The organism is Kordiimonas sp. SCSIO 12603 (assembly GCF_024398035.1).
Classification (GTDB): domain Bacteria; phylum Pseudomonadota; class Alphaproteobacteria; order Sphingomonadales; family Kordiimonadaceae; genus Kordiimonas.
On sequence record NZ_CP073748.1, the window covers coordinates 2,187,055 to 2,206,817 of the forward strand.

The following is a 19,763-nucleotide window of genomic DNA, read 5'->3' on the forward strand; positions in this document are numbered from 1 at the left end:
GCTACAAGGGCGGCATGGAAAAGATGCCGCTCATACAAATTTTCGCCCTTGGCGGAACAATCGCCATGACCCCGGGAACCGCCGGGGTTGTGCCTTCACTTGATGCAAAATCCCTCGTGGATGCAGTGCCTTCTCTCACTGATATTGCAGAAATCCAAGCCGAAACTCTGGCTGCTGTTGGCAGTGCCAACCTGAGTTTTCAACGGATATATGATGTGTGCAGGCGCGCTGAAGCCGCTGACTGTGACGGTGTGGTTATTACGCAAGGTACAGACACGCTCGAAGAGACGTCTTTTCTCGCAAGCTTACTTTATAAGGGTGATAAGCCGCTTATGTTCACAGGCGCTATGCGTACACCAAATCAACCTGGCGCTGATGGGCCTTCTAATCTCTATAATGCGGTGCTGGCGGCTGCCAGCGGTGAAGTGAACGGTGTTTCACTTTTGATGAATACGGAACTTCATGATCCTGCGCTTGTAGCAAAAGAGCATACGGCAGAGGTTTCGGCTTTTGTTTCCCGCGGCTTTGGCCCTGTAGCCCGTATAATTGAAGGCGAGGTTCGCACGTTACGGGTGGTTGAACCAATCGCGGATATTGAATTTTGTGAACCAGAATCAGTGGCGTTAGTGAGTGCTGTACTGGATTTGGAGCCTGTTTTCATCGAAAAGGCGCCTGATCTTGGTTTTAAGGGAATGGTAATTGAAGCTTTTGGAGCAGGGCATCTGTCTGAAGCTTGGGCTGATGCCGCGGCAGAATTGGCACGCGAAATGCCGGTAGTGCTCTCGACACGGATCACTGAAGGACCTGTTCTTGAAAACTCATACGGTTATAAAGGCGCAGAAATCGATTTGCTTAACAGAGGGCTTTTGCCTTCTGGATACCTAAAAGGCCGTAAGGCCCGTATCCTTTTATCTTTGCTGCTTGCGGAAAATGCAGGAACTGCAAAAGCACGCTTTATTGAGGCGGTAAGGAAGCTTGGCTAAGCTTCCTTCTTCTACGTTTTGAGCTGGATTGCTTCAAGTTTCATTAGGAGTGAATTTAAGGTGTTAAATTCATTATCCGATAGCTTTTCGATGATGTCCGCTTCGTAATTAAGGGCGATCGGAACAACTTGCTTGTAAATCTCGATGCCCGAGTCTGATAGCGTTAGCACCGAACGGCGCTTGTCTTCCGGTGAAAATTTACGTTCCAAGCGCCCTGCATCAATAAGTTTATTCACAGCCCGCGATACAGCTACTTTATCCATTGCAGTTCGGTCAGCGACCTGTCCGGCAGATAATTCAGGTTCTTCGCCGACAACAGCCATAACGCGCCATTCTGGAAGGCTTAATTGGAAGCGTTCTTCATATTGAGCGGCAATTCCCTGGCTTATTCGGTTCGATAAAACCGACAAACGGTAAGGTAGAAATTCGCCCAGATATAACGCACCATTTTGCTTTTTTTCCATTACGGCCTCATGCTGTTCTTGCAATTAGTTTCGTTTGTAACTAATATGATCGCAACTTAATTCAAAGGTGTTTTTAACCAAACACCGAATCCCTTTCTACATGCCACTGGAGGAGTTGTGGAGTCATGTCAGATCTTTTTGAAAATCCAATGGGCCTATGCGGATTTGAATTCGTAGAATTTACAGCACCAGAAAAGGGCATTATTGAGCCGCTTTTCGAAGCAATGGGCTTCACAAAGGTTGCGAACCACCGTTCGAAGGACGCTTCACTTTGGCGTCAGGGCGGTATTAACTTTATCACAAACTATGAGCCTAAGAGCCCTGCACACTATTATGCGGAAGAGCACGGCCCATCAGCGTGTGGTATGGCCTTCCGCGTTAAAGACGCGCACTTTGCTTATAACAAACTTCTTGAACTTGGTGCTCAACCAGTTGAAGTGCCTACAGGGCCAATGGAGCTTCGTCTACCTGCGATTAAGGGTATTGGTGGTGCGCCACTTTATCTGGTTGATCGTTTTGAAGAAGGTCAGACAATTTATGATATCGATTTTGAGTGGATTGAGGGCGTTGACCGTAACCCAGTTGGTTGTGGCTTCAATGTAATTGACCACCTAACACATAATGTGTACCGCGGCCGTATGGCTTATTGGGCTGATTTCTATGAGAAGCTGTTTAACTTCAAAGAAATCCGCTACTTCGATATTAAAGGCGAATATACAGGTCTTGTTTCCAAGGCTATGACAGCGCCTGACGGTAAAATCCGTATTCCGCTGAATGAAGAAGCAGCTGGTGGTAGCGGTCAGATCGAAGAATTCCTGATGGCATACAACGGCGAAGGCATTCAGCATATCGCATTCTCATGTGATAACCTGATTGAATGTTGGGATCGCTTGAAAGCTAACGGCGTTAAGTTTATGACAGCGCCTCCAACAACTTATTATGAGATGCTTGAAGAGCGCCTTCCAGGTCACGGTGAGCCGACGGATGAACTACAGGCTCGTGGTATCTTGCTTGATGGTACAACAGAAGGTGGTGAGCCTCGTCTACTCTTGCAGATTTTCTCTGAGACAGTACTTGGCCCTGTATTCTTCGAGTTTATTCAGCGTAAAGAAGATGATGGCTTCGGCGAAGGTAACTTTAAAGCGCTGTTCGAATCTATTGAGCGTGATCAGATTGCGCGCGGTGTTCTAGATACAGGTAACGCTGCTGAGTAATTAGTTCACCCCGGAGCTTAGGCGCCGGGGTTTCTTGTTTGAAAGGGCCTCAAAATGAAACTGCAAGGTATTCACCACGTTGCTTACCGCTGTAAGGACGCAAAAGAGACAGTTGAATTTTACCAAAAGCATATGAATATGGATTTCCAGCTGGCGATTGCGGAAGACCATGTGCCTTCAACCGGCGCTTATGATCCATATATGCATTTGTTCCTTGATGCTGGTAACGGCAATGTACTTGCGTTCTTCGAGCTACCGGAACAGCCTGAGATGGGCCGTGACGGTAACACACCAGAATGGGTGCAGCATATTGCATTTCAGGTGGAAGATATGGATGCGCTTCTTGCGGCTAAAGAAAGCCTTGAGGCAGCTGGCATTGATGTTTTGGGGCCTACGGACCATACGATTTTCAAATCTATTTACTTCTTCGATCCAAACGGCCACAGGCTGGAACTCGCAGCCAACACGGCACAGCCGGGTATGCACAAAGAATTGAAACGAGTTGCACCCGAAATGCTGGAAGAATGGTCTAGAACAAAAAAAGCACCAAACCATGCCGATTGGGTTCATGGACGCGGTGAGTTCAAGCCACACGAAGAATAAGCTGTTTGATAAAAAGAATTCTAAGGGAAGATACCAATGAAATTAGCTTCACTTAATGAAGGCCGCGACGGCAAACTGGTTGTTGTATCCCGCGACCTGAAACGCATGACATCTGCGGCAGAAGTTGCGCCAACAATGCAGGCTGCGATTGATGATTGGGATGCGGTATTACCGCGTCTTCGTGGTTTATACGAAAGCCTGAATTCAGGTGCGATTGAAGGCGAGGCATTCCGTGAGGAAGATTGTGCATCGCCACTGCCACGCGCTTACCAGTGGGCTGATGGTTCCGCATATGTGAACCATGTTGAACTTGTTCGCAAAGCACGCAATGCTGAAATGCCTGAGACATTCTGGACAGACCCTCTGATGTATCAGGGTGGTTCCGATACATTCCTTGGCCCGCGTGAAGATATCGTATTCCCAACGACAGATGGTTGGGGCGTTGATTTTGAAGCAGAAATTGCTGTTATCACGAATGATGTACCGCTTGGCGTGAGCCATGAAGATGCAGGGTCGCACATTAAGCTTTTGATGCTGGTGAATGATGTATCCCTTCGTGGTCTTATCCCAGGTGAACTTGCAAAAGGTTTTGGTTTCTTCCAGTCAAAGCCATCAAGCGCGTTCAGCCCGGTGTGTATCACTCCCGATGAATTAGGTGATGCTTGGACAGATAACAAAGTGCACCTGCCGCTTGTTTCTCACCTGAATGGCGACATGTTCGGTAAACCTGAAGCTGGTGTAGACATGACATTCGATTTCGCGAAGCTTGTTTCACACGCTGCGAAAACACGCCCGCTGGGTGCCGGTGCTGTTGTTGGTTCTGGTACAGTTTCCAACAAGCTTGATGGTGGCCCAGGTAAACCAGTTTCAGAAGGTGGTGTTGGATATAGCTGTATTGCGGAAATCCGTATGATCGAAACAATCATGAACGGCTCACCAAGCACAAACTTTATGTCTTTCGGTGATAAAGTTCGCATCGAAATGTTTGATAAAGACGGCGCATCTATCTTTGGTGCTATTGAGCAAACTGTGGTGAAAGGCTAAGCCACATGCGCAAGCTATATGGATATTTCAGATCGTCTGCTGCTTACCGGGTTCGCATTGCACTTAACCTCAAGGGGCTTAAGTATGAGCATGCGAGCATCAACCTCAAACCGGGTGTAAGTGAGCACCAATCAGACGATTATAAAGCAATGAACCCGCAGGGGCGGGTGCCTTACTTTGTTGATGGTGATATGGGGCTTTCCCAGTCACCAGCTATTCTGGAATATCTTGAGGAGGCATACGACAGTGTGCCTCTGCTGCCCGCGGACAAAGAAGGGCGTGCCCGTGTACGCCAAATCGCAAGCCTGATTGGCTGTGATATTCATCCGCTCAATAACCTTTCTGTGCTGATGCGCATCAAGGGGCAGTTGGGAGCCGATGAAGAAGCAGCGAATTTATGGTATCATCACTGGATCATTGAAGGCTTTACAGCGCTTGAAAAAATGCTTTCTGAGAGCGAGCAAACAGGCAAGTTCTGTTTTGGAGATACACCAACGCTCGCAGATGTGTATCTGATACCGCAAATCTGGAATGCACGCCGGTTTAACACCCCGCTTGAAGCATTCCCGACACTTACTCGTATTGAAGCAGCCTGTAATGAACTTAAAGCTTTCATTGATGCTGCACCAGAAAATCAACCGGACACACCGAAGTAACAGTTAGACGGAGTGAAGACATGCTTATTAAAACAAGGCTAGGCCGTGAAGTTGAGGTTAACGAAGATTATACCGTTGATCAGAACTGGGAGCATTTCACCCCTGAAGAGCATGATAGGTGGGACCGTCTTTATGCGCGCCAGAATGCGCTTCTTCCGGGCCGGGCGTGTAAGGAATTTATGGAAGGCATTGAAAAACTTGAGCTTTCCAAAAGCGGTATTCCAAACTTTGATGATCTTTCAGACCGTCTTGAGAAGCTAACCGGTTGGCGTGTGGTTGCTGTGCCTGATTTGGTACCGGATGAGGTTTTCTTTGATCATTTAGCAAACCGCCGTTTCCCGGCAGGTAATTTTATCCGCAGTGAAGAACAACTGGATTACTTGCAGGAACCAGATGTGTTTCATGATGTGTATGGTCACGTACCGCTTCTAGCGAACCCGGTGTTTGCAGATTATATGGAAGCTTACGGCAAAGGTGGCCAACGTGCTATGGGGCAGGGTGTTCTTAAAAACCTTGCACGCCTTTATTGGTATACTGTGGAATTTGGTCTTATCAAAACAGATGAAGGTATGCGCATTTATGGTGCAGGCATTCTCAGTTCCAAGTCCGAGAGTATCTATTGCCTTGAGGACGAGAGCCCGAACCGGATTATGTTTGATCTGAAGCGTTTGATGCAGACGGACTATATCATCGATGATTTTCAGCAGACATATTGGGTGATTAACAGTTTTGAAGAACTACTTGAATCCACATATCAGGATTTTGGTCCGCTTTATGATGCGCTCATCAAAGAAGATAAAGTTTACAGCGTTGAAGAAATTGCAGCTAGCGATGATGTACACCATGAAGGTACGCAGGCTTATGCCAAGGCCGGTGGCCGCCACGCTAAACAAGCTTCATAACACTAATAACAATAATAATATTGGGCTGGACTGGGCTGTCTCATTGAGGCAGCCCTTTTTCTTTACAAGAAATGTGCAACAAAAAAGCCCCCACCGAATGGTGAGGGCTTCTTGAGTTTAAAGGAGTTGTTGCTTATTCAGCAGCAGCTGCCAATTTTTCTTCGTTAGCGCGGCGAATGATATCTTCAGCCATTTCGTTGGCGATGATACCAGTTGGACGTGCTTCAGCGTCACTTGCCTGGAAGATTTTTGTAAGTGTTTCGCCAATGCGAAGTACTTTTTCTTCACGAGCAGCTTCATCAAGCTTCTCTTTGTAAACTTCTGATTCAACAGAAATAATACCACCAGCGTTGATTACATAATCTGGTGCGTAAAGAATACCGCGCTTGCGCAGCTCTTCGTCTTCAACGCCTTCAGTTTCAAGCTGGTTGTTTGCAGCACCTGCAATGATTTTCGCTTTAATATCGTCGATTGTCTTAGGGTTCAAACCACCACCAAGAGCACACGGTGCGAATACATCAACGTCAAGAGCGTGGATGCCGTCTGTACCAACAACAGTTACATCACCCATTGCTTTAACGGCTTCGATGTTTGCATCAACAATATCTGTTACAGTAACTTTAGCGCCAGCTTTAAGAAGATGACCAACAAGATACTGACCAACGTGCCCAACACCCTGTACAGCAACGCTTACACCGTTAAGGCTGTCTGTTCCAAGCTTGTGCTTAACAGCGGCCTGAATACCAGTGAATACGCCAAGAGCTGTGTGTGGAGATGGATCACCAGTACCGAATTCACCGCCGTCCAGACCACAAACGAAGTTTGTTGCTTCTGATGCAGCGCCAAGCATGTCAGTGTTTGTGCCAACATCTTCCGCAGCATAGTAAGTACCGCCAAGACGGTTTACCATACGGCCGAAAGCACGCATAAGATCAGCTGTGCCAAGTTCTTTAGGGTTACCGATGATTACAGACTTACCACCGCCAAGGCGAAGGCCAGCCATTGCATTCTTGAAAGACATACCGCGTGAAAGGCGAAGTACATCATAAATTGCATCTTGTTCACCGCGTGCTTCAGCTACATCAATAGGAGCTACTTTGCGGTGTGCTGCAGCATAATCCCAAAAGCGTGTACCACCTGTTGCAGGGCCAAGCGCTGTTGAGTGTACTGCGATGATCGCGTTAAGGCCTGTTGCTTCGTCTGCACAGAAAACAACTTGTTCGTGGTTTTTAAAACTGCGCGAATCAAAAACGGGCATTACGATTATCCTCTTCCCAATAATATCCCGAGCAAATACTCGATACCAAAAGAAGCTTAAGAACTCTTTATCATCTGGTCTGATGGGGCTTCTTTATTTCTATGTTGCAGGCAAAGCTTTCTAAAAGAACCAGACTGAATGCTTTAACCTGAGTACGTGAGCCGCCTTATGGCTTCTCATGCATTGCGGGGGATTATGGCACCATTCACGCGAAATGAGCTTTCGAAGATTCAAAATTTAAGCAATGAAGTGATAGTTTTTGTGTTCATTTTTGAAATATGTGAACAAAAACTATTTGTGCATAATCAACCGCAAAGAAAAACTAAGGCGCAGGGCGCCTTAGCGTTATTCGTTCAGGCTACCGTAGCGTAAACTTTAGTTACGCTGTTTCACCAAATAGTTCGCGGCCGATCAGCATACGGCGGATCTCGTTGGTGCCTGCGCCAATTTCATAAAGCTTGGCATCGCGCCACAGGCGACCAGTGGAATATTCATTGATATAACCATTACCGCCAAGGGACTGGATCGCTTCACCTGCCATTTTTGTTGCATTCTCTGATGCGTAGAGAATACAAGCAGCGGCATCTTTCCGTGTTGTTTCACCGCGGTCACATGCACTGGCTACAGCATAAACATAAGCACGCGCTGAGCCCCACGCAGTGTACATATCAGCGATTTTACCCTGCATAAGCTGGAAAGTGCCGATTGGTTTGCCGAATTGCTGACGTTCATGCACATACGGGATCACTGTATCAAGGCAAGCGCGCATAATGCCGAGTGGGCCGCCAGAAAGCACAACGCGTTCGTAATCAAGACCAGACATAAGGATTTTAACGCCGTCACCTTCTTCGCCAACACGGTTTTCAAACGGCACGAAGCAATCTTCAAACACAAGCTCACATGTGTTTGAACCGCGCATGCCAAGTTTATCTAGCTTTTGCGCTGTGCTAAAACCTTCCATGCCTTTTTCAATCATGAAGGCTGTAATACCGCGAGAACCTGCCTCTGCATCGGTTTTTGCGTATACCATCAGAACATCTGCATCAGGACCGTTTGTGATCCACATTTTATTACCGTTCAGCACATAACCGTCGTTTTTACGGTCTGCTTTCAGGCGCATGGATACAACATCTGAACCAGCACCTGGTTCTGACATGGCGAGAGCACCAACATATTCACCAGAAATCAGCTTTGGCAGATATTTAGCTTTCTGTTCGTCGCTGGCATTCTTTGTGATTTGGTTAATACAAAGATTTGAGTGTGCACCGTAACTAAGGCCTACAGAAGCACTGGCGCGGCTAATCTCTTCCATCGCGATCACATGCGCCAAATAGCCCATGTTTGTGCCGCCATATTCTTCGGGGGCTGTCATGCCGAGAAGGCCAAGTTCACCCATTTTCTGCCAAAGATCAGCTGGAAAAACGTTGGTTTCATCAATTTCGGCAGCGCGAGGCGCAATTTCATCTGCTGCAAAACGTGCTACAGTTTCGCGAAGCATTTCCATTTCTTCGCCGTGGTTAAATTTAAGATGTGGAAACTCAAACATGAGACTATCCCTATGTGGTGTTTTTATTCGTCTGTTATTGTTAGAAGCACGGTGCCGTCTGCAACTTGATCACCAGCCTTCAGGCTGAGACCGGATACAACACCGTCTCTTGGGGCATTGATGGTCTGCTCCATTTTCATGGCTTCCATCACGAGAAGAGGTTGGCCTTTTTCAACGGTTTCACCATCAGTAACTTTGATTTCAAGCATCTTACCAGGCATTGGTGCTACAATTGTGCCCGGTCCGTCTGCATCATCATCAGCACCGCCATCACGAGCGTGGCGAGAGATTTTGATAGTGCTCGAACCTTTGATAAGGGTAACGGTAGCGTCTGTTACCTTAGTGAACAGCTGTGTGCTGAGGCCATCCAATGTATAGAACAGCGTGCCTTCGTTTAATTCGAAGGAGGCTAGATCAAACTCTTGGCCAAGAACCGTAATGTTCAGGTTTGGTGCAGTGTGATTTACAGTAGAAGTCACCATTTCACCATCTGCATCATCGAACCAAAGCTCTTCGGTGCGCGGCATATTCAACCGGAATGCATCACCCGATGCCCAAGGATCATCTGCTGGCATACGGTTTTGCCGTGCAGCAAGAATAGCAGCTGTTGCCACCGCATAATCTTCAGCGGTAACTTCATATGGCTTCAGCAGGGTATCCGCATATTCCTCAATGAAACCAGTGTGTACATCACCTGCTTTGAAATCAGCGTGAGCCAGGCATTTACCAAGGAAATCACGGTTCGTTACAAGGCCTGTAACTGGTGTTTCAGCGACAAGACGCTCTAGTGCCTCAATAGCCTCAATACGGTTTTCACCCCATGCGATTAGCTTACCGATCATTGGGTCATAGTGAATGCTTACACTATCACCGTCTTGTACGCCTGCATCAATGCGCGCGCCGAAAGCAGTTTCAGCGTATGGATCAAACATACCAACGCGGCCAATCGACGGTAGGAAGTCATTATATGGATCTTCTGCATAAAGGCGCACTTCAACAGCGTGACCATCTACAGCAAGATCAATTTCATCCTGCGCAAGCGGTAGCGCTTGTCCTTCGGCAACCATGATCTGCCATTCAACAAGATCAAGGCCTGTGATCATTTCAGTTACCGGGTGTTCAACTTGCAGCCTTGTATTCATTTCCATGAAATAGAAGCTGTTTTCATCAAGCCCGTTTGAAACATCGGCGATAAATTCAACGGTACCTGCACCTGTGTAATTGATGGCTTCAGCGGCTTTCACAGCTGCTTCACCCATTTTTGCACGCATGCTGTCTGTCATGTCTGGGGCAGGGGCTTCTTCCACCACTTTCTGGTGGCGGCGCTGAAGGCTACAGTCACGTTCAAATAGGTGAACAGCGTTGCCGTCAGCATCACCAAATACCTGCACTTCAATGTGCCGTGGCTTTTGGATCAGTTTTTCAATGAGGAGCTTGCCGTTACCAAAAGAGTTCTCACCTTCGCGGCGCGCGGCTTCAATGCCTGCTTCAATCTCATCTGCGCCGTATACCATGCGCATTCCCTTACCGCCGCCGCCAGCAACAGCCTTGATAAGCACAGGGTAGCCAATACGGTTAGCCTCAGTAGTTAGCGTTTCAAGGGATTGATCATCGCCGTGATACCCGGGAACTACTGGAACATCAGCATCTTCCATCAGCTTTTTAGCCGCACCTTTAAGCGCCATAGCACGCATAGAGGCTGCGGAAGGACCAACGAAGATTATATCGTTCTTTTCGCAAGCTTCTGCGAACTCAGGGTTCTCTGATAAGAAACCATAGCCAGGATGCACAGCATCAGCGCCTGTGCGCTTGGCTGCTTCAATAATTTTATCTGCAACCAGATAGCTTTCGCTCGCGGCAGCCGGGCCGATAAATACAGCCTCATCAGCCATGTGACGGTGCATTGCGTCTTTATCCGCTTCAGAATAAACAGCAACAGTTTTAATGCCCATCTTTTGGCAGGTTGCCATCACACGGCAGGCAATTTCGCCACGGTTTGCGATTAGCAGTTTTGCAATTTTACGGCTCATGCGTCTTCGCCCTTATCTATAATCCAGCTTGGTTTACGTTTTTCAAGAAATGCAGAAAGGCCTTCTTTGCCTTCCTCGCTTGCGCGGCGGGCAGCGATACGCTCCGCAGTATTCGTACGCAGTTCCTCGGTAATTTCTTTGCCTTTTACAAAAGTGATCAGGTCTTTCGCTTCCGCCTGAGCAGTAGGTGCACCACCAAGGATGTTTTTGACCAATACGTTTGCAAGGCTGAAAGCTTCCTGAAGGGAAGGCGCCAGTTCGTGAACAAGGCCAATCTCCTGTGCTTTCGCAGCGTCAAAGCGTTCAGCTGTAAGGAAGTAGCGGCGTGCGTGGCGTTCACCAATCGCTGCCACCACGTATGGTGAAATGGTTGCAGGGGTTAGCCCTAAGCGTACTTCTGAAAGAGAAAATTTCGCGCTTTCAACAGCAATAGCCATGTCACAGCAGCTTACAAGCCCAACACCGCCACCAAATGTTGCACCGTTCACGATTGCAATAGTTGGTTTTGGGCAGTTATTCAGGGTTGCGAGCATACCTGAAAGGTTCATCGCATCACGCTGGTTCTGCTCTTCCGTATAAGAAGCTGCGGCTTTCATCCAGTTAAGGTCAGCGCCCGCTGAAAAGCTTTTGCCGCCGCCAGTAAGGATAATCGCTCGTACATCAGGGTTTTCGCCTAGTGTTTTAAAAGCGTTATTTAGTTCCCAGATCAGATCATCATTAAAGGCATTGTGTACATCAGCCCGATTAAGGGTAACTGTTGCAACACCGTTATCTTCAATGGATGTAAGAAGTGTATCTACCATTATATCCCCCTTACATTCTGAACACGCCGAACTTGGTCGGCTCAGCTGGGGCGTTTTGTGTGGCAGATAAAGCCATGCCGAGAACACGGCGCGTATCAGCGGGGTCAATTACACCGTCATCCCACAAGCGGGCAGAGGCATAATATGGATGGCCTTGTTCTTCATACATATCGCGGATTGGCGCTTTGAAGCCTTCTTCTTCATCTGCGGACCATTCCTGACCGCGAGCTTCCATACCGTCACGTTTCACTGTTGCCAGTACGTTTGCTGCTTGTTCGCCGCCCATCACAGAAATACGAGCATTAGGCCACATCCACATAAAGCGCGGCTGGTACGAACGACCGCACATGCCGTAGTTACCGGCGCCGAAGCTGCCACCGATAAGGATTGTGAACTTAGGCACGTTCGCGCAGGCAACGGCAGTTACCATTTTGGCTCCATCACGAGCGATACCGCCATTTTCATATTTCTGACCAACCATAAAGCCGGTGATATTCTGCAAGAATACAAGCGGGATACCACGCTGCGCGCAAAGCTCAACAAAGTGAGCGCCTTTAAGTGCGCTTTCTGAGAAGAGCACGCCATTGTTTGCAACGATACCTACCGGATAACCGTGGATGTGCGCGAAGCCGCAAACAAGCGTTTCACCGTATAACTTTTTAAATTCGTTGAATTCACTGCCGTCTACAATACGAGCGATAATTTCGCGTACATCATATGGCTGGCGGGTGTCTTTAGGTACAACACCATAAATTTCTTCTGGTGCATAAAGCGGCTCAACAGTATCACGGCGCTCAAGTGGTTCAGCCTTCTTATGGTTCAGGTCAGCTACAATCTGACGTGCGATCGAAAGCGCATGATAATCATCTTTTGCCAGATGATCTACGACACCAGATGTGCGGGCGTGCACGTCACCACCACCAAGGTCTTCAGCACTAACAACTTCACCGGTTGCTGCTTTCACGAGAGGAGGGCCGCCAAGGAAAATCGTGCCTTGGTTCTGCACGATAATACTTTCATCAGCCATCGCAGGTACATAGGCACCACCTGCTGTACAGCTACCCATGACCACAGCGATTTGCGGGATACCCATCGCAGACATATTGGCTTGGTTATAGAAGATACGACCAAAATGATCACGGTCTGGGAACACTTCATCCTGATTAGGGAGGTTTGCGCCGCCACTATCCACCAAATAGATACATGGTAGACGGTTTTCTTTGGCGATTTCCTGCGCGCGAAGGTGTTTCTTCACAGTAAGCGGATAGTAAGTACCGCCCTTAACAGTGGCATCATTACATACGATCATACATTCAACGCCGGAAACACGACCAATGCCAGCGATCACACCAGCTGCTGCGATATCAGCATCATACATGCCGTAGGCTGCAAGCTGGGATAGCTCTAGAAAAGATGTGCCGGGATCAAGAAGCGTATTTACGCGATCTCTTGGCAATAGCTTACCGCGCGCTAAGTGCTTTTCACGGGCACGTTCGGGTCCGCCGAGGGCAATTTTCTCACATTTTTCGCGAAGATCATCCACCTGTGCCTGCATGTGCGCAGCGTTTTCCGCAAAAGTTTCGCTTCCTACCACTATAGTGGAATGAAGAATGGTCATATTCGGTTACTCCCAGCCTACGGATGTTGGCTCCACCGGGTTTATCAATTGGATTGGTGGCATTTTACCTTTACGCGTGGTATTGGTAAAATTGATGTTGAAAATGTAATTGATAGATTTTGTCTATGATGGATTTGTATTTACTTCGGTACTTCCTTGCGGTTGTTGAAACTGGCAGCTTTACGCGTGCTGCTGACCGAGTTTTCGTCACGCAACCAACGCTTTCTGCGGGTATTAAAAAGCTTGAAGGACAGGTGGGGCATGTGCTGTTTGAGCGTTCAAACAGGCGTGTTTTTCTAACCGATGCTGGTACGCGTTTTTTGCCTCGCGCGAAAGCGATTTTGCACGAATGTAATATGGCTATGCAGGTTCTGGAGGAAGCTGAAACAGCACCAGTGCTTAGGTTAGGTGTCTTAATCACTTTATCCAACAGAGCAGTAGGGGCGCTTCTTACCGGCTTTAGAAAGGTTATGCCCCATGTGGCTATTGAGCTTACGGATGGTACGGAGCAAGAATTAGCAAATAGGCTTGATGATAGAAGTCTGGACTATGCACTTTCGCTGCACCGCGGTGAGAATGAGGATAAGGCAATTCCGCTGAAAACTGAAGAATACCGTTTTGTCTTGCCGCCTGATCATAAACTTGCTGGTAAAGCTGTAATTTCAGCAGAAGATTTAGCGGAAGATTATATGATTGTGCGGAGCCGCTGCGAAGTTCTCTCTGAAACCAGCAGATATTTTACTGACCGTAATGTAAGACCAAGACTTGTGTACCGAACGCCGAATGACAGCCGCGCACTTGCAATGGCTGCAGCGGGAATTGGCGGTACAGTAGTTCCAGAAAGTCTTGTTGATGAAAGGGTTCATGCCTGTAAATTAAAGGGCTTTGATTACACACGGAGGCTTGCACTCTTCAAGCCTTCCTACAAGCTGCCTGCGGGGTTTGAGACTGTGGGAGCGGCTTTTGAAGATTTTATCGCAAATAATTGGGGTAATTCATAAAATTACCGAAGGGCCCGCAGATTCATATTCGTATCTGATAGTTACAGTTTAATAATCGATTTATACTTATTCGAGTATTCTTGGGTCTCACAGACCTTTGATAACCGTGTTAGAGTATCTTGGGGTACAAGTGCCCCAAATTTAAAAACAAGGATATTGTCGTGCAAAGCGGACGTATAATTTTGGGGGCTGTACTTGCCGGGTTAGTTGGTTTTGGAGGTTGGCTTTATATAGCTGAACCTGAGGCACAAGGTGGTCGCCGCGGAGGCCGGGTGGTTTCTGTTGTTGCTGACCCAGTGGCAACACGTAGTTTTTCCGATATTGTTGAGGCTATCGGAACTGCAAATGCGCGTGAAAGCGTAATGCTGACATCACGGGTTTCTGACACTGTTAAAACGGTACATTTTGAAGATGGCCAAGTGGTGCAAAAGGGTGATCTACTTGTAACCCTTGAGGATCGAGAAGAAAAAGCTAACGTAAGAGAAGCTAAAGCGAACCTTGAAGAAGCTGAAAGCCAATATGCACGTATTGAGGATTTGGTTACACGAGGTAACGCATCTACCTCGAACAGAGATGCGCAGAAACGCAGGGTGGATGAAGCCCATTTCAGGCTTGATGCTGCAAAAGCTCGCCTTGCTGACCGCCGTATTGTAGCGCCGTTTGATGGTGTTCTGGGATTGCGGCAAATCAGTGAAGGGTCGCTTTTGTCCGCGAATACAGTGATCACATCTATTGATGCGATCGATACGGTTTATGTAGATTTCAGTGTACCTGAGCGTTTTATCGCAACGCTTGATGAAGGCCAAATGGTTGATGCCAAGGTTTCCGCGTACCCCGACCGTACTTTCAGCGGAACCGTAAAAACGGTTTCCAGCCGTGTTGACCCAGTAACACGTTCTGTTCTTGTACGTGCAGAGGTGGAAAATGCTGATCATGCCCTAAGGCCCGGTTTGTTGATGCGGGTTCAGGTTGTTAGCCGTACGTGGGATGCCTTCTCGGTTGCTGAGCAAGCTGTAGTGCCGACTGGCGGTAAGAATTATGTCTTTATCCTGAACGGAGACGAAGCAGAACGGCGGGAGGTAACACTTGGTATTCGCCGTCCGGGTTATGTGGAAGTACTTTCTGGCCTCGATGGCAGTGAAAAAGTGGTTACCGAAGGGACCATGCGCTTAGGCAGACAAGGTACTAAAGTGAAAGAACTTGTTCGGGAAGGGGCGGAATAATGATCCTTTCTGATGTATCCGTAAAACGCCCGGTATTTGCCGCGGTAATTAGCATGATGCTGGTTGCTTTTGGGTTGGTATCTTTTCAGGATATTGCCGTTCGCGAACTACCTGATATCGATCCCCCGATTGTAGGTATTCGCACCAACTATGGCGGTGCTAACGCGAACGTAGTGGAAACCAGAGTTACCCAGATTATTGAAAATGCTATTGCTGGTGTGGAAGGTATTAAAACCATTGAATCCACAAGCCGGGATGGTCGCTCTGATGTAACAATTGAATTTGAACTAAGCCGAGATATCGATTCTGCAGCCAATGATGTGCGGGACCGTGTAAGCCGAATTCTTAATAACCTACCGGAAGAAGTTGATCCGCCAGAAGTTTCTAAGGCCGATGGCGATACACGGCCCATCCTGTATTTCAATGTAACAAGTCCAGTAATGGATATCCTTCAGCTAACGGATTATGCGGAGCGCAATATTGTTGACCGCCTTTCTGTTGTTGATGGTGTAGCACAGGTAAGAGTTCTCGGGCAGAAACGGTATGCAATCCGTGTACACCTTGATCGTCAGGCGATGGCGGCGCGGGGTGTAACCGTCACGGATGTAGAATCTGCACTTCGTTCTGAGAATATTGAACTTCCTGCCGGACGCGTTGAATCAATTGAACGCGATACAATTGTGCGTTTGAACCGTGAGTATGCAGATCCACGTGATTTCGAAACCATGGTTATTCGTGAAAATGCCCAGGGCGAATTTGTTCGCATGGGCGATATCGCTACAGTAGAACTTGGAGCGGAGCGTGATGAACGTCTGTTCCGCGGTAACGGCGAGAGCATGATCGGCCTTGGAGTTGTAAAGCAATCTAAGGGTAATACTGTTGCTGTGGCTGAGGCTGCTAAGGCCGAAGTTGAGAAGATCAAGCAAACACTGCCTGAAAGCATGAATTTGTTTGTAGCGTACGACAGCTCAGTTTTCATCGATAAAGCTATTGAAGAGGTGTATTTCACGCTTGGCGTGGCAATGGCTCTGGTGGTCCTGGTGCTTTACCTGTTCCTGGGGAATGTGAAGACTGTTCTAGTGCCGGCAATCACAGTGCCAATCTGTATTATCGCTAGCTTCTGGATTTTGAGCCTGACGGGCGTAAGTATCAACCTTATTACGCTTCTTGCCTTAGTGATGGCTATCGGCCTTGTGGTGGATGATGCCATTGTGGTTCTTGAAAACATTTATCGCCGTGTAGAAGAGGGCGAGCCTGGTTTGGTAGCGGCTTACCGCGGTGCTCGTCAGGTTGGATTTGCGGTTATTGCGACAACGCTTGTGTTAATTGGCGTGTTCGTACCAATTGCTTTCCTACCAGGAAATATTGGTCGTCTGTTCGGTGAACTTGCAATTACTATGTCCGCAGCAGTGGCATTCTCAAGCCTTGTAGCGTTAACGCTGAGCCCAATGCTGTGTTCAAAGCTTGTACGTCGTAGAAATAAAAAGCCAGCCTTTGCAAAGAAACTCGACCAGATATTTGAGCGACTACAGAATGCTTATGGTCGTTTCCTTGAAGTGTGTCTGCACAATAAAACACTGGTTATTCTATCGTTCCTTGTGTGTATTGCTTTGATCGGGGGTGTGTTCCAGCGGGTGCCTAGCGAGCTAGCGCCACCAGAGGACCGCGGTGTGGTGTTCATGCCTGTAAGAGGCCCAGAGGGCGCCAGCTATGAATATATGGCGCAACAGGCGGAACATATTGAAGAGCAGGTAATGCCGCTTGTAAATGGTCCTGAGGTCGAACGCTATATCCTTCGGATTGATGGCGGTAACGGCTTTGGTATCCTCTTTATGAAACCGTGGGACGAACGTGAACGTTCCACTCACGAAATTGCTGCTGAACTTCGCCAGAAATTCAATGCAAATGTTCCGGGCGCGATGGTTATACCGATTACTCGTAGCGGCCTAGGTGGAGGCGGAGGTTCTTCTGAGTTTCAGCTGGTTGTTGGCGCTGCGACTTATGACGATCTTGGTCGTTACCGTGAGATTCTTCTGGAAGAATTCGGTAAGTATGAAGGCCTTCAGAATGTAGACATCGATTATATCGAAACGCAGCCACAGTTTAAGGTGAGAATTGACCGGGAACGTGCTGCTGATCTTGGAGTTTCAGTGCAGTCAATTGGCCGCACGTTGGAAACTATGATGGGTGGCCGCCGTGTAACTACCTATGTGCAGGACGGTGAAGAATATGATGTGATCCTTCAGGCAAAGGAAAGTGATCGCAGGCAGCCGCTTGATATGGAAAATATCCACGTGGAATCAGGCCGCGGTGGGTCGCTTATACCGCTTAACAATCTGGTTGTTATTGAAGAGGTCTCTGGTGCTGGTTCGCTTCGCAGATTTAACCGCATTCGTGCACTCACAGTTTCTGCCAACGTAGCTGATGGCTATACGCTTGCTGAGGTGCTCAAAGAAGGTGAGCAGATTGTTATTGATAACCTGCCTGATGTAGCGGCAATTGATTACAAAGGTGCATCTCGTGAATATCAGGAAGCAGGAAGTGATATCTATTTCATCTTTGCGCTTGCTCTCGTGGTTGTGTTCTTAGTGCTTGCAGCTCAATTTGAAAGCTTTATTCACCCGATGGTTATTATGCTCACTGTACCTCTCGCAATCCTTGGCGGTTTGCTGGGGCTCTGGGTGGCGGACAGCACGCTTAATATCTACAGCCAGATTGGCCTGATCTTGTTGATTGGACTGGCGGCGAAAAACGGTATTTTGATTGTGGAGTTCGCGAACCAGCTTAGGGATGAAGGGCAGGAGATCAGAGACGCTCTTTTGAATGCTTCTAAAACTCGTTTGCGCCCGATTATGATGACTGGTTTGTCAACAGCGATGGGAGCCGTACCGCTTATGCTCGCTTCTGGTGCTGGTGCAGGTAGCCGGATCACCATTGGTGTTACGGTGTTTAGTGGTGTGATTGTAGCGACATTCTTTACCTTGTTTGTCGTGCCAGTGTTTTACGACATCATGGCGAAATACACCAAATCACCGGGCTTTATTGCAGCGCAGCTCAGAAAATTTGAGCGAGATGAGGCAGCAGGTAAGCCTGCAGAATAAAAGAAAGGTCGGAGAAAACTCTCCGGCCTTTTTTCATGTGATTGAGTAAGTTTTAAACCGTCTTTGCAGCATCTACCTTAAAGCCTGCTTCTTCAAGCGCTGTAACAAGCTGTTCTGCGTGGGCTCGGTCTTTGGCTTCCACAACCAGTTCCATTTCTGTTAGCTTAAGCGATACCGCACCAAATTCGCGCTGGTGACGTAGTTCCAAAACATTGGCACCAACTTCGGCAACGACTTCTGTTACTTTTGCCAGCATGCCTGGCTGATCCATCATTGTAATACGAAGGCGAGACAGGCGGCCATCACGAGCCATGCCGCGCATAATAGCGGTCGCAAGAAGGCGGCTATCAATATTGCCTCCGGTTAGCACCATGCCGACCTTCTGGCCTTTAAAGCGACCAGGGTATTGTAGAAGAGCAGCAAGGCTAATTGCACCAGCACCTTCCACGACCACTTTCTCAATTTCCATCATCATCACAATGGCTGCTTCAATGCGGTTTTCTGGCACGATTAAAATTTCATCAACCAGTTCACTTGCTACTTTACGGGTATTCATACCCGGATTTTTAACAGCAATACCTTCTGCAATTGTAATGTTACTGCCGCCTAAAGAAAGACCTTCGACGGTTTCCTTCATGGCAGGAAAAGCTTCTGTTTGCACACCAACGATACGAATGTTTGGGTTGATGTGTTTCGCGATTGTTGCGATACCGGAAACGAGGCCACCACCGCCGATTGGAACAATCAGTGTGTCTAGATCAGGTATATCTTCCAGCATTTCCAAGCCGACGGTGCCCTGACCGGACATAACCTTCGGATCATCAAATGGGTGAACGTAGGTAAGGCCCTCTTTATCAGCTAGATCATATGCTGCTTGGGTCGCTTGCTCGAAAGTTTTTCCAGTGAGAACTACGCGCGCGCCCAGTTCTTCTGTACGTTTCACTTTATTAAAAGGTGTACCTTCGGGCATTACAATTGTTGCCGGAATACCTAGGCGGCTTGCGTGATAGCTTAAACCTTGCGCGTGATTACCCGCCGAGGCAGCAATAACGCCTTTTGCACCTTCCTCTAGCGAAAGCAAACGGTTTAGTGCGCCGCGCTCTTTATAGGCGGCGGTAAATTGAAAAATTTCAAACTTGAGATAACACTCGGTACTGGTGATATCAGACAGAGTACGAGACAATTTTGTGGGCGTACGGCTAACAGCACCTTCAATGGCTTTTGCTGCTTTGAGTACATCTTGTGGGGTTATTGCTAGTTCCTGTGTACTCATTGGCCTGTCTCCATAAACAAAATACGGTCTGCAGCAATGCCACA

The 19,763-nt window shown here is 47.9% G+C and carries 17 protein-coding genes; 10 read left to right on the forward strand and 7 right to left on the reverse strand.

Features of this window, described 5'->3' with window-relative positions; translation table 11 throughout:
• Window positions 1-14: 14 nt before the first annotated feature.
• Window positions 15-983, forward strand: coding sequence for an asparaginase (locus tag KFE96_RS10100; RefSeq protein ID WP_255832485.1), 969 nt, complete (start codon window positions 15-17; stop codon window positions 981-983).
• An 11-nt stretch (window positions 984-994) separates the two neighbouring features.
• On the opposite strand, the gene KFE96_RS10105 is transcribed toward KFE96_RS10100, so the two are convergent.
• Window positions 995-1,447 carry a MarR family winged helix-turn-helix transcriptional regulator gene (locus tag KFE96_RS10105; protein WP_247018638.1) on the reverse strand — a complete coding sequence of 151 codons (453 nt, stop codon included), beginning with the start codon at window positions 1,445-1,447 and terminating at the stop codon, window positions 995-997.
• A 125-nt stretch (window positions 1,448-1,572) separates the two neighbouring features.
• On the opposite strand from KFE96_RS10105, the gene hppD reads away from it, so the two are divergent.
• From hppD to phhA, 5 genes are read left to right on the forward strand one after another with little or no spacing between them, the layout of a single operon-like run.
• Complete coding sequence (gene hppD, locus KFE96_RS10110; RefSeq protein WP_247018640.1) at window positions 1,573-2,661, forward strand: 4-hydroxyphenylpyruvate dioxygenase; 1,089 nt, start codon at window positions 1,573-1,575, stop codon at window positions 2,659-2,661.
• Window positions 2,662-2,715: 54 nt separating this feature from the next.
• Window positions 2,716-3,264 (forward strand): VOC family protein, encoded by a 549-nt coding sequence (locus tag KFE96_RS10115; protein ID WP_255832486.1) that lies wholly within the window; start codon window positions 2,716-2,718, stop codon window positions 3,262-3,264.
• Window positions 3,265-3,300: 36 nt separating this feature from the next.
• Complete coding sequence (locus KFE96_RS10120; RefSeq protein ID WP_255832487.1) at window positions 3,301-4,308, forward strand: fumarylacetoacetate hydrolase family protein; 1,008 nt, start codon at window positions 3,301-3,303, stop codon at window positions 4,306-4,308.
• 5 nt (window positions 4,309-4,313) lie between these two features.
• Entirely contained in the window at window positions 4,314-4,964 is a 651-nt protein-coding gene (gene maiA, locus KFE96_RS10125; RefSeq protein ID WP_255832488.1) for a maleylacetoacetate isomerase, read from the forward strand.
• A 20-nt stretch (window positions 4,965-4,984) separates the two neighbouring features.
• Window positions 4,985-5,866, forward strand: a complete 882-nt coding sequence (phhA, locus tag KFE96_RS10130; protein WP_247018648.1) for a phenylalanine 4-monooxygenase — start codon at window positions 4,985-4,987, stop codon at window positions 5,864-5,866.
• Between the two features lie 133 nt (window positions 5,867-5,999).
• Here phhA and KFE96_RS10135 read toward each other — a convergent pair whose 3' ends face one another.
• Window positions 6,000-7,124, reverse strand: a complete 1,125-nt coding sequence (locus KFE96_RS10135; protein WP_247018651.1) for a Glu/Leu/Phe/Val dehydrogenase — start codon at window positions 7,122-7,124, stop codon at window positions 6,000-6,002.
• Between the two features lie 168 nt (window positions 7,125-7,292).
• On the opposite strand from KFE96_RS10135, the gene KFE96_RS10140 reads away from it, so the two are divergent.
• On the forward strand, window positions 7,293-7,496 hold the full coding sequence (locus KFE96_RS10140) for a hypothetical protein (RefSeq protein WP_255832489.1): 204 nt from the start codon (window positions 7,293-7,295) through the stop codon (window positions 7,494-7,496).
• A 7-nt stretch (window positions 7,497-7,503) separates the two neighbouring features.
• On the opposite strand, the gene KFE96_RS10145 is transcribed toward KFE96_RS10140, so the two are convergent.
• The 4 genes from KFE96_RS10145 to KFE96_RS10160 are packed head-to-tail and all read right to left on the reverse strand — an operon-like array spanning window position 7,504 to window position 13,121.
• Entirely contained in the window at window positions 7,504-8,670 is a 1,167-nt protein-coding gene (locus tag KFE96_RS10145) for an isovaleryl-CoA dehydrogenase (RefSeq protein WP_255832490.1), read from the reverse strand.
• Window positions 8,671-8,693: 23 nt separating this feature from the next.
• A complete protein-coding gene (locus KFE96_RS10150; RefSeq protein WP_255832491.1) occupies window positions 8,694-10,700 on the reverse strand; it encodes an acetyl/propionyl/methylcrotonyl-CoA carboxylase subunit alpha in 2,007 nt (668 codons plus the stop codon).
• Window positions 10,697-11,503 carry an enoyl-CoA hydratase/isomerase family protein gene (locus KFE96_RS10155; RefSeq protein ID WP_255832492.1) on the reverse strand — a complete coding sequence of 269 codons (807 nt, stop codon included), beginning with the start codon at window positions 11,501-11,503 and terminating at the stop codon, window positions 10,697-10,699. Before KFE96_RS10155 ends, KFE96_RS10150 begins: the two co-directional genes overlap by 4 nt.
• Window positions 11,504-11,513: 10 nt before the next feature.
• Entirely contained in the window at window positions 11,514-13,121 is a 1,608-nt protein-coding gene (locus KFE96_RS10160; RefSeq protein ID WP_255832493.1) for a carboxyl transferase domain-containing protein, read from the reverse strand.
• A 125-nt stretch (window positions 13,122-13,246) separates the two neighbouring features.
• Here KFE96_RS10160 and KFE96_RS10165 point away from each other — a divergent pair, with 125 nt between their 5' ends.
• The 3 genes from KFE96_RS10165 (at window position 13,247) to KFE96_RS10175 (ending at window position 18,446) form a co-directional block, all read left to right on the forward strand.
• The gene (locus KFE96_RS10165) at window positions 13,247-14,122 is read left to right on the forward strand and encodes a LysR family transcriptional regulator (protein WP_255832494.1); all 876 of its coding nucleotides are present in this window, start codon (window positions 13,247-13,249) and stop codon (window positions 14,120-14,122) included.
• Window positions 14,123-14,283: 161 nt separating this feature from the next.
• Window positions 14,284-15,345: an efflux RND transporter periplasmic adaptor subunit gene (locus KFE96_RS10170; protein WP_255832495.1), complete on the forward strand. Its 1,062-nt coding sequence runs from the start codon at window positions 14,284-14,286 to the stop codon at window positions 15,343-15,345.
• Window positions 15,345-18,446, forward strand: coding sequence for an efflux RND transporter permease subunit (locus KFE96_RS10175; RefSeq protein WP_255832496.1), 3,102 nt, complete (start codon window positions 15,345-15,347; stop codon window positions 18,444-18,446). Before KFE96_RS10170 ends, KFE96_RS10175 begins: the two co-directional genes overlap by 1 nt.
• Window positions 18,447-18,498: 52 nt before the next feature.
• On the opposite strand, the gene KFE96_RS10180 is transcribed toward KFE96_RS10175, so the two are convergent.
• On the reverse strand, window positions 18,499-19,719 hold the full coding sequence (locus KFE96_RS10180) for a threonine ammonia-lyase (protein ID WP_255832497.1): 1,221 nt from the start codon (window positions 19,717-19,719) through the stop codon (window positions 18,499-18,501).
• Window positions 19,720-19,763 lie beyond the last annotated feature (44 nt).

What these genes read in the sequence shown, in the direction of transcription:
- KFE96_RS10100 (WP_255832485.1), top strand. Translation starts at nt 15, where the DNA reads ATGGAAAAGATGCCGCTCATACAAATTTTCGCCCTTGGCGGAACAATC.
- KFE96_RS10105 (WP_247018638.1), bottom strand. Translation starts at nt 1,447, where the DNA reads ATGGAAAAAAAGCAAAATGGTGCGTTATATCTGGGCGAATTTCTACCT.
- hppD (WP_247018640.1), top strand. Translation starts at nt 1,573, where the DNA reads ATGTCAGATCTTTTTGAAAATCCAATGGGCCTATGCGGATTTGAATTC.
- KFE96_RS10115 (WP_255832486.1), top strand. Translation starts at nt 2,716, where the DNA reads ATGAAACTGCAAGGTATTCACCACGTTGCTTACCGCTGTAAGGACGCA.
- KFE96_RS10120 (WP_255832487.1), top strand. Translation starts at nt 3,301, where the DNA reads ATGAAATTAGCTTCACTTAATGAAGGCCGCGACGGCAAACTGGTTGTT.
- maiA (WP_255832488.1), top strand. Translation starts at nt 4,314, where the DNA reads ATGCGCAAGCTATATGGATATTTCAGATCGTCTGCTGCTTACCGGGTT.
- phhA (WP_247018648.1), top strand. Translation starts at nt 4,985, where the DNA reads ATGCTTATTAAAACAAGGCTAGGCCGTGAAGTTGAGGTTAACGAAGAT.
- KFE96_RS10135 (WP_247018651.1), bottom strand. Translation starts at nt 7,124, where the DNA reads ATGCCCGTTTTTGATTCGCGCAGTTTTAAAAACCACGAACAAGTTGTT.
- KFE96_RS10140 (WP_255832489.1), top strand. Translation starts at nt 7,293, where the DNA reads ATGGCTTCTCATGCATTGCGGGGGATTATGGCACCATTCACGCGAAAT.
- KFE96_RS10145 (WP_255832490.1), bottom strand. Translation starts at nt 8,670, where the DNA reads ATGTTTGAGTTTCCACATCTTAAATTTAACCACGGCGAAGAAATGGAA.
- KFE96_RS10150 (WP_255832491.1), bottom strand. Translation starts at nt 10,700, where the DNA reads ATGAGCCGTAAAATTGCAAAACTGCTAATCGCAAACCGTGGCGAAATT.
- KFE96_RS10155 (WP_255832492.1), bottom strand. Translation starts at nt 11,503, where the DNA reads ATGGTAGATACACTTCTTACATCCATTGAAGATAACGGTGTTGCAACA.
- KFE96_RS10160 (WP_255832493.1), bottom strand. Translation starts at nt 13,121, where the DNA reads ATGACCATTCTTCATTCCACTATAGTGGTAGGAAGCGAAACTTTTGCG.
- KFE96_RS10165 (WP_255832494.1), top strand. Translation starts at nt 13,247, where the DNA reads ATGATGGATTTGTATTTACTTCGGTACTTCCTTGCGGTTGTTGAAACT.
- KFE96_RS10175 (WP_255832496.1), top strand. Translation starts at nt 15,345, where the DNA reads ATGATCCTTTCTGATGTATCCGTAAAACGCCCGGTATTTGCCGCGGTA.
- KFE96_RS10180 (WP_255832497.1), bottom strand. Translation starts at nt 19,719, where the DNA reads ATGAGTACACAGGAACTAGCAATAACCCCACAAGATGTACTCAAAGCA.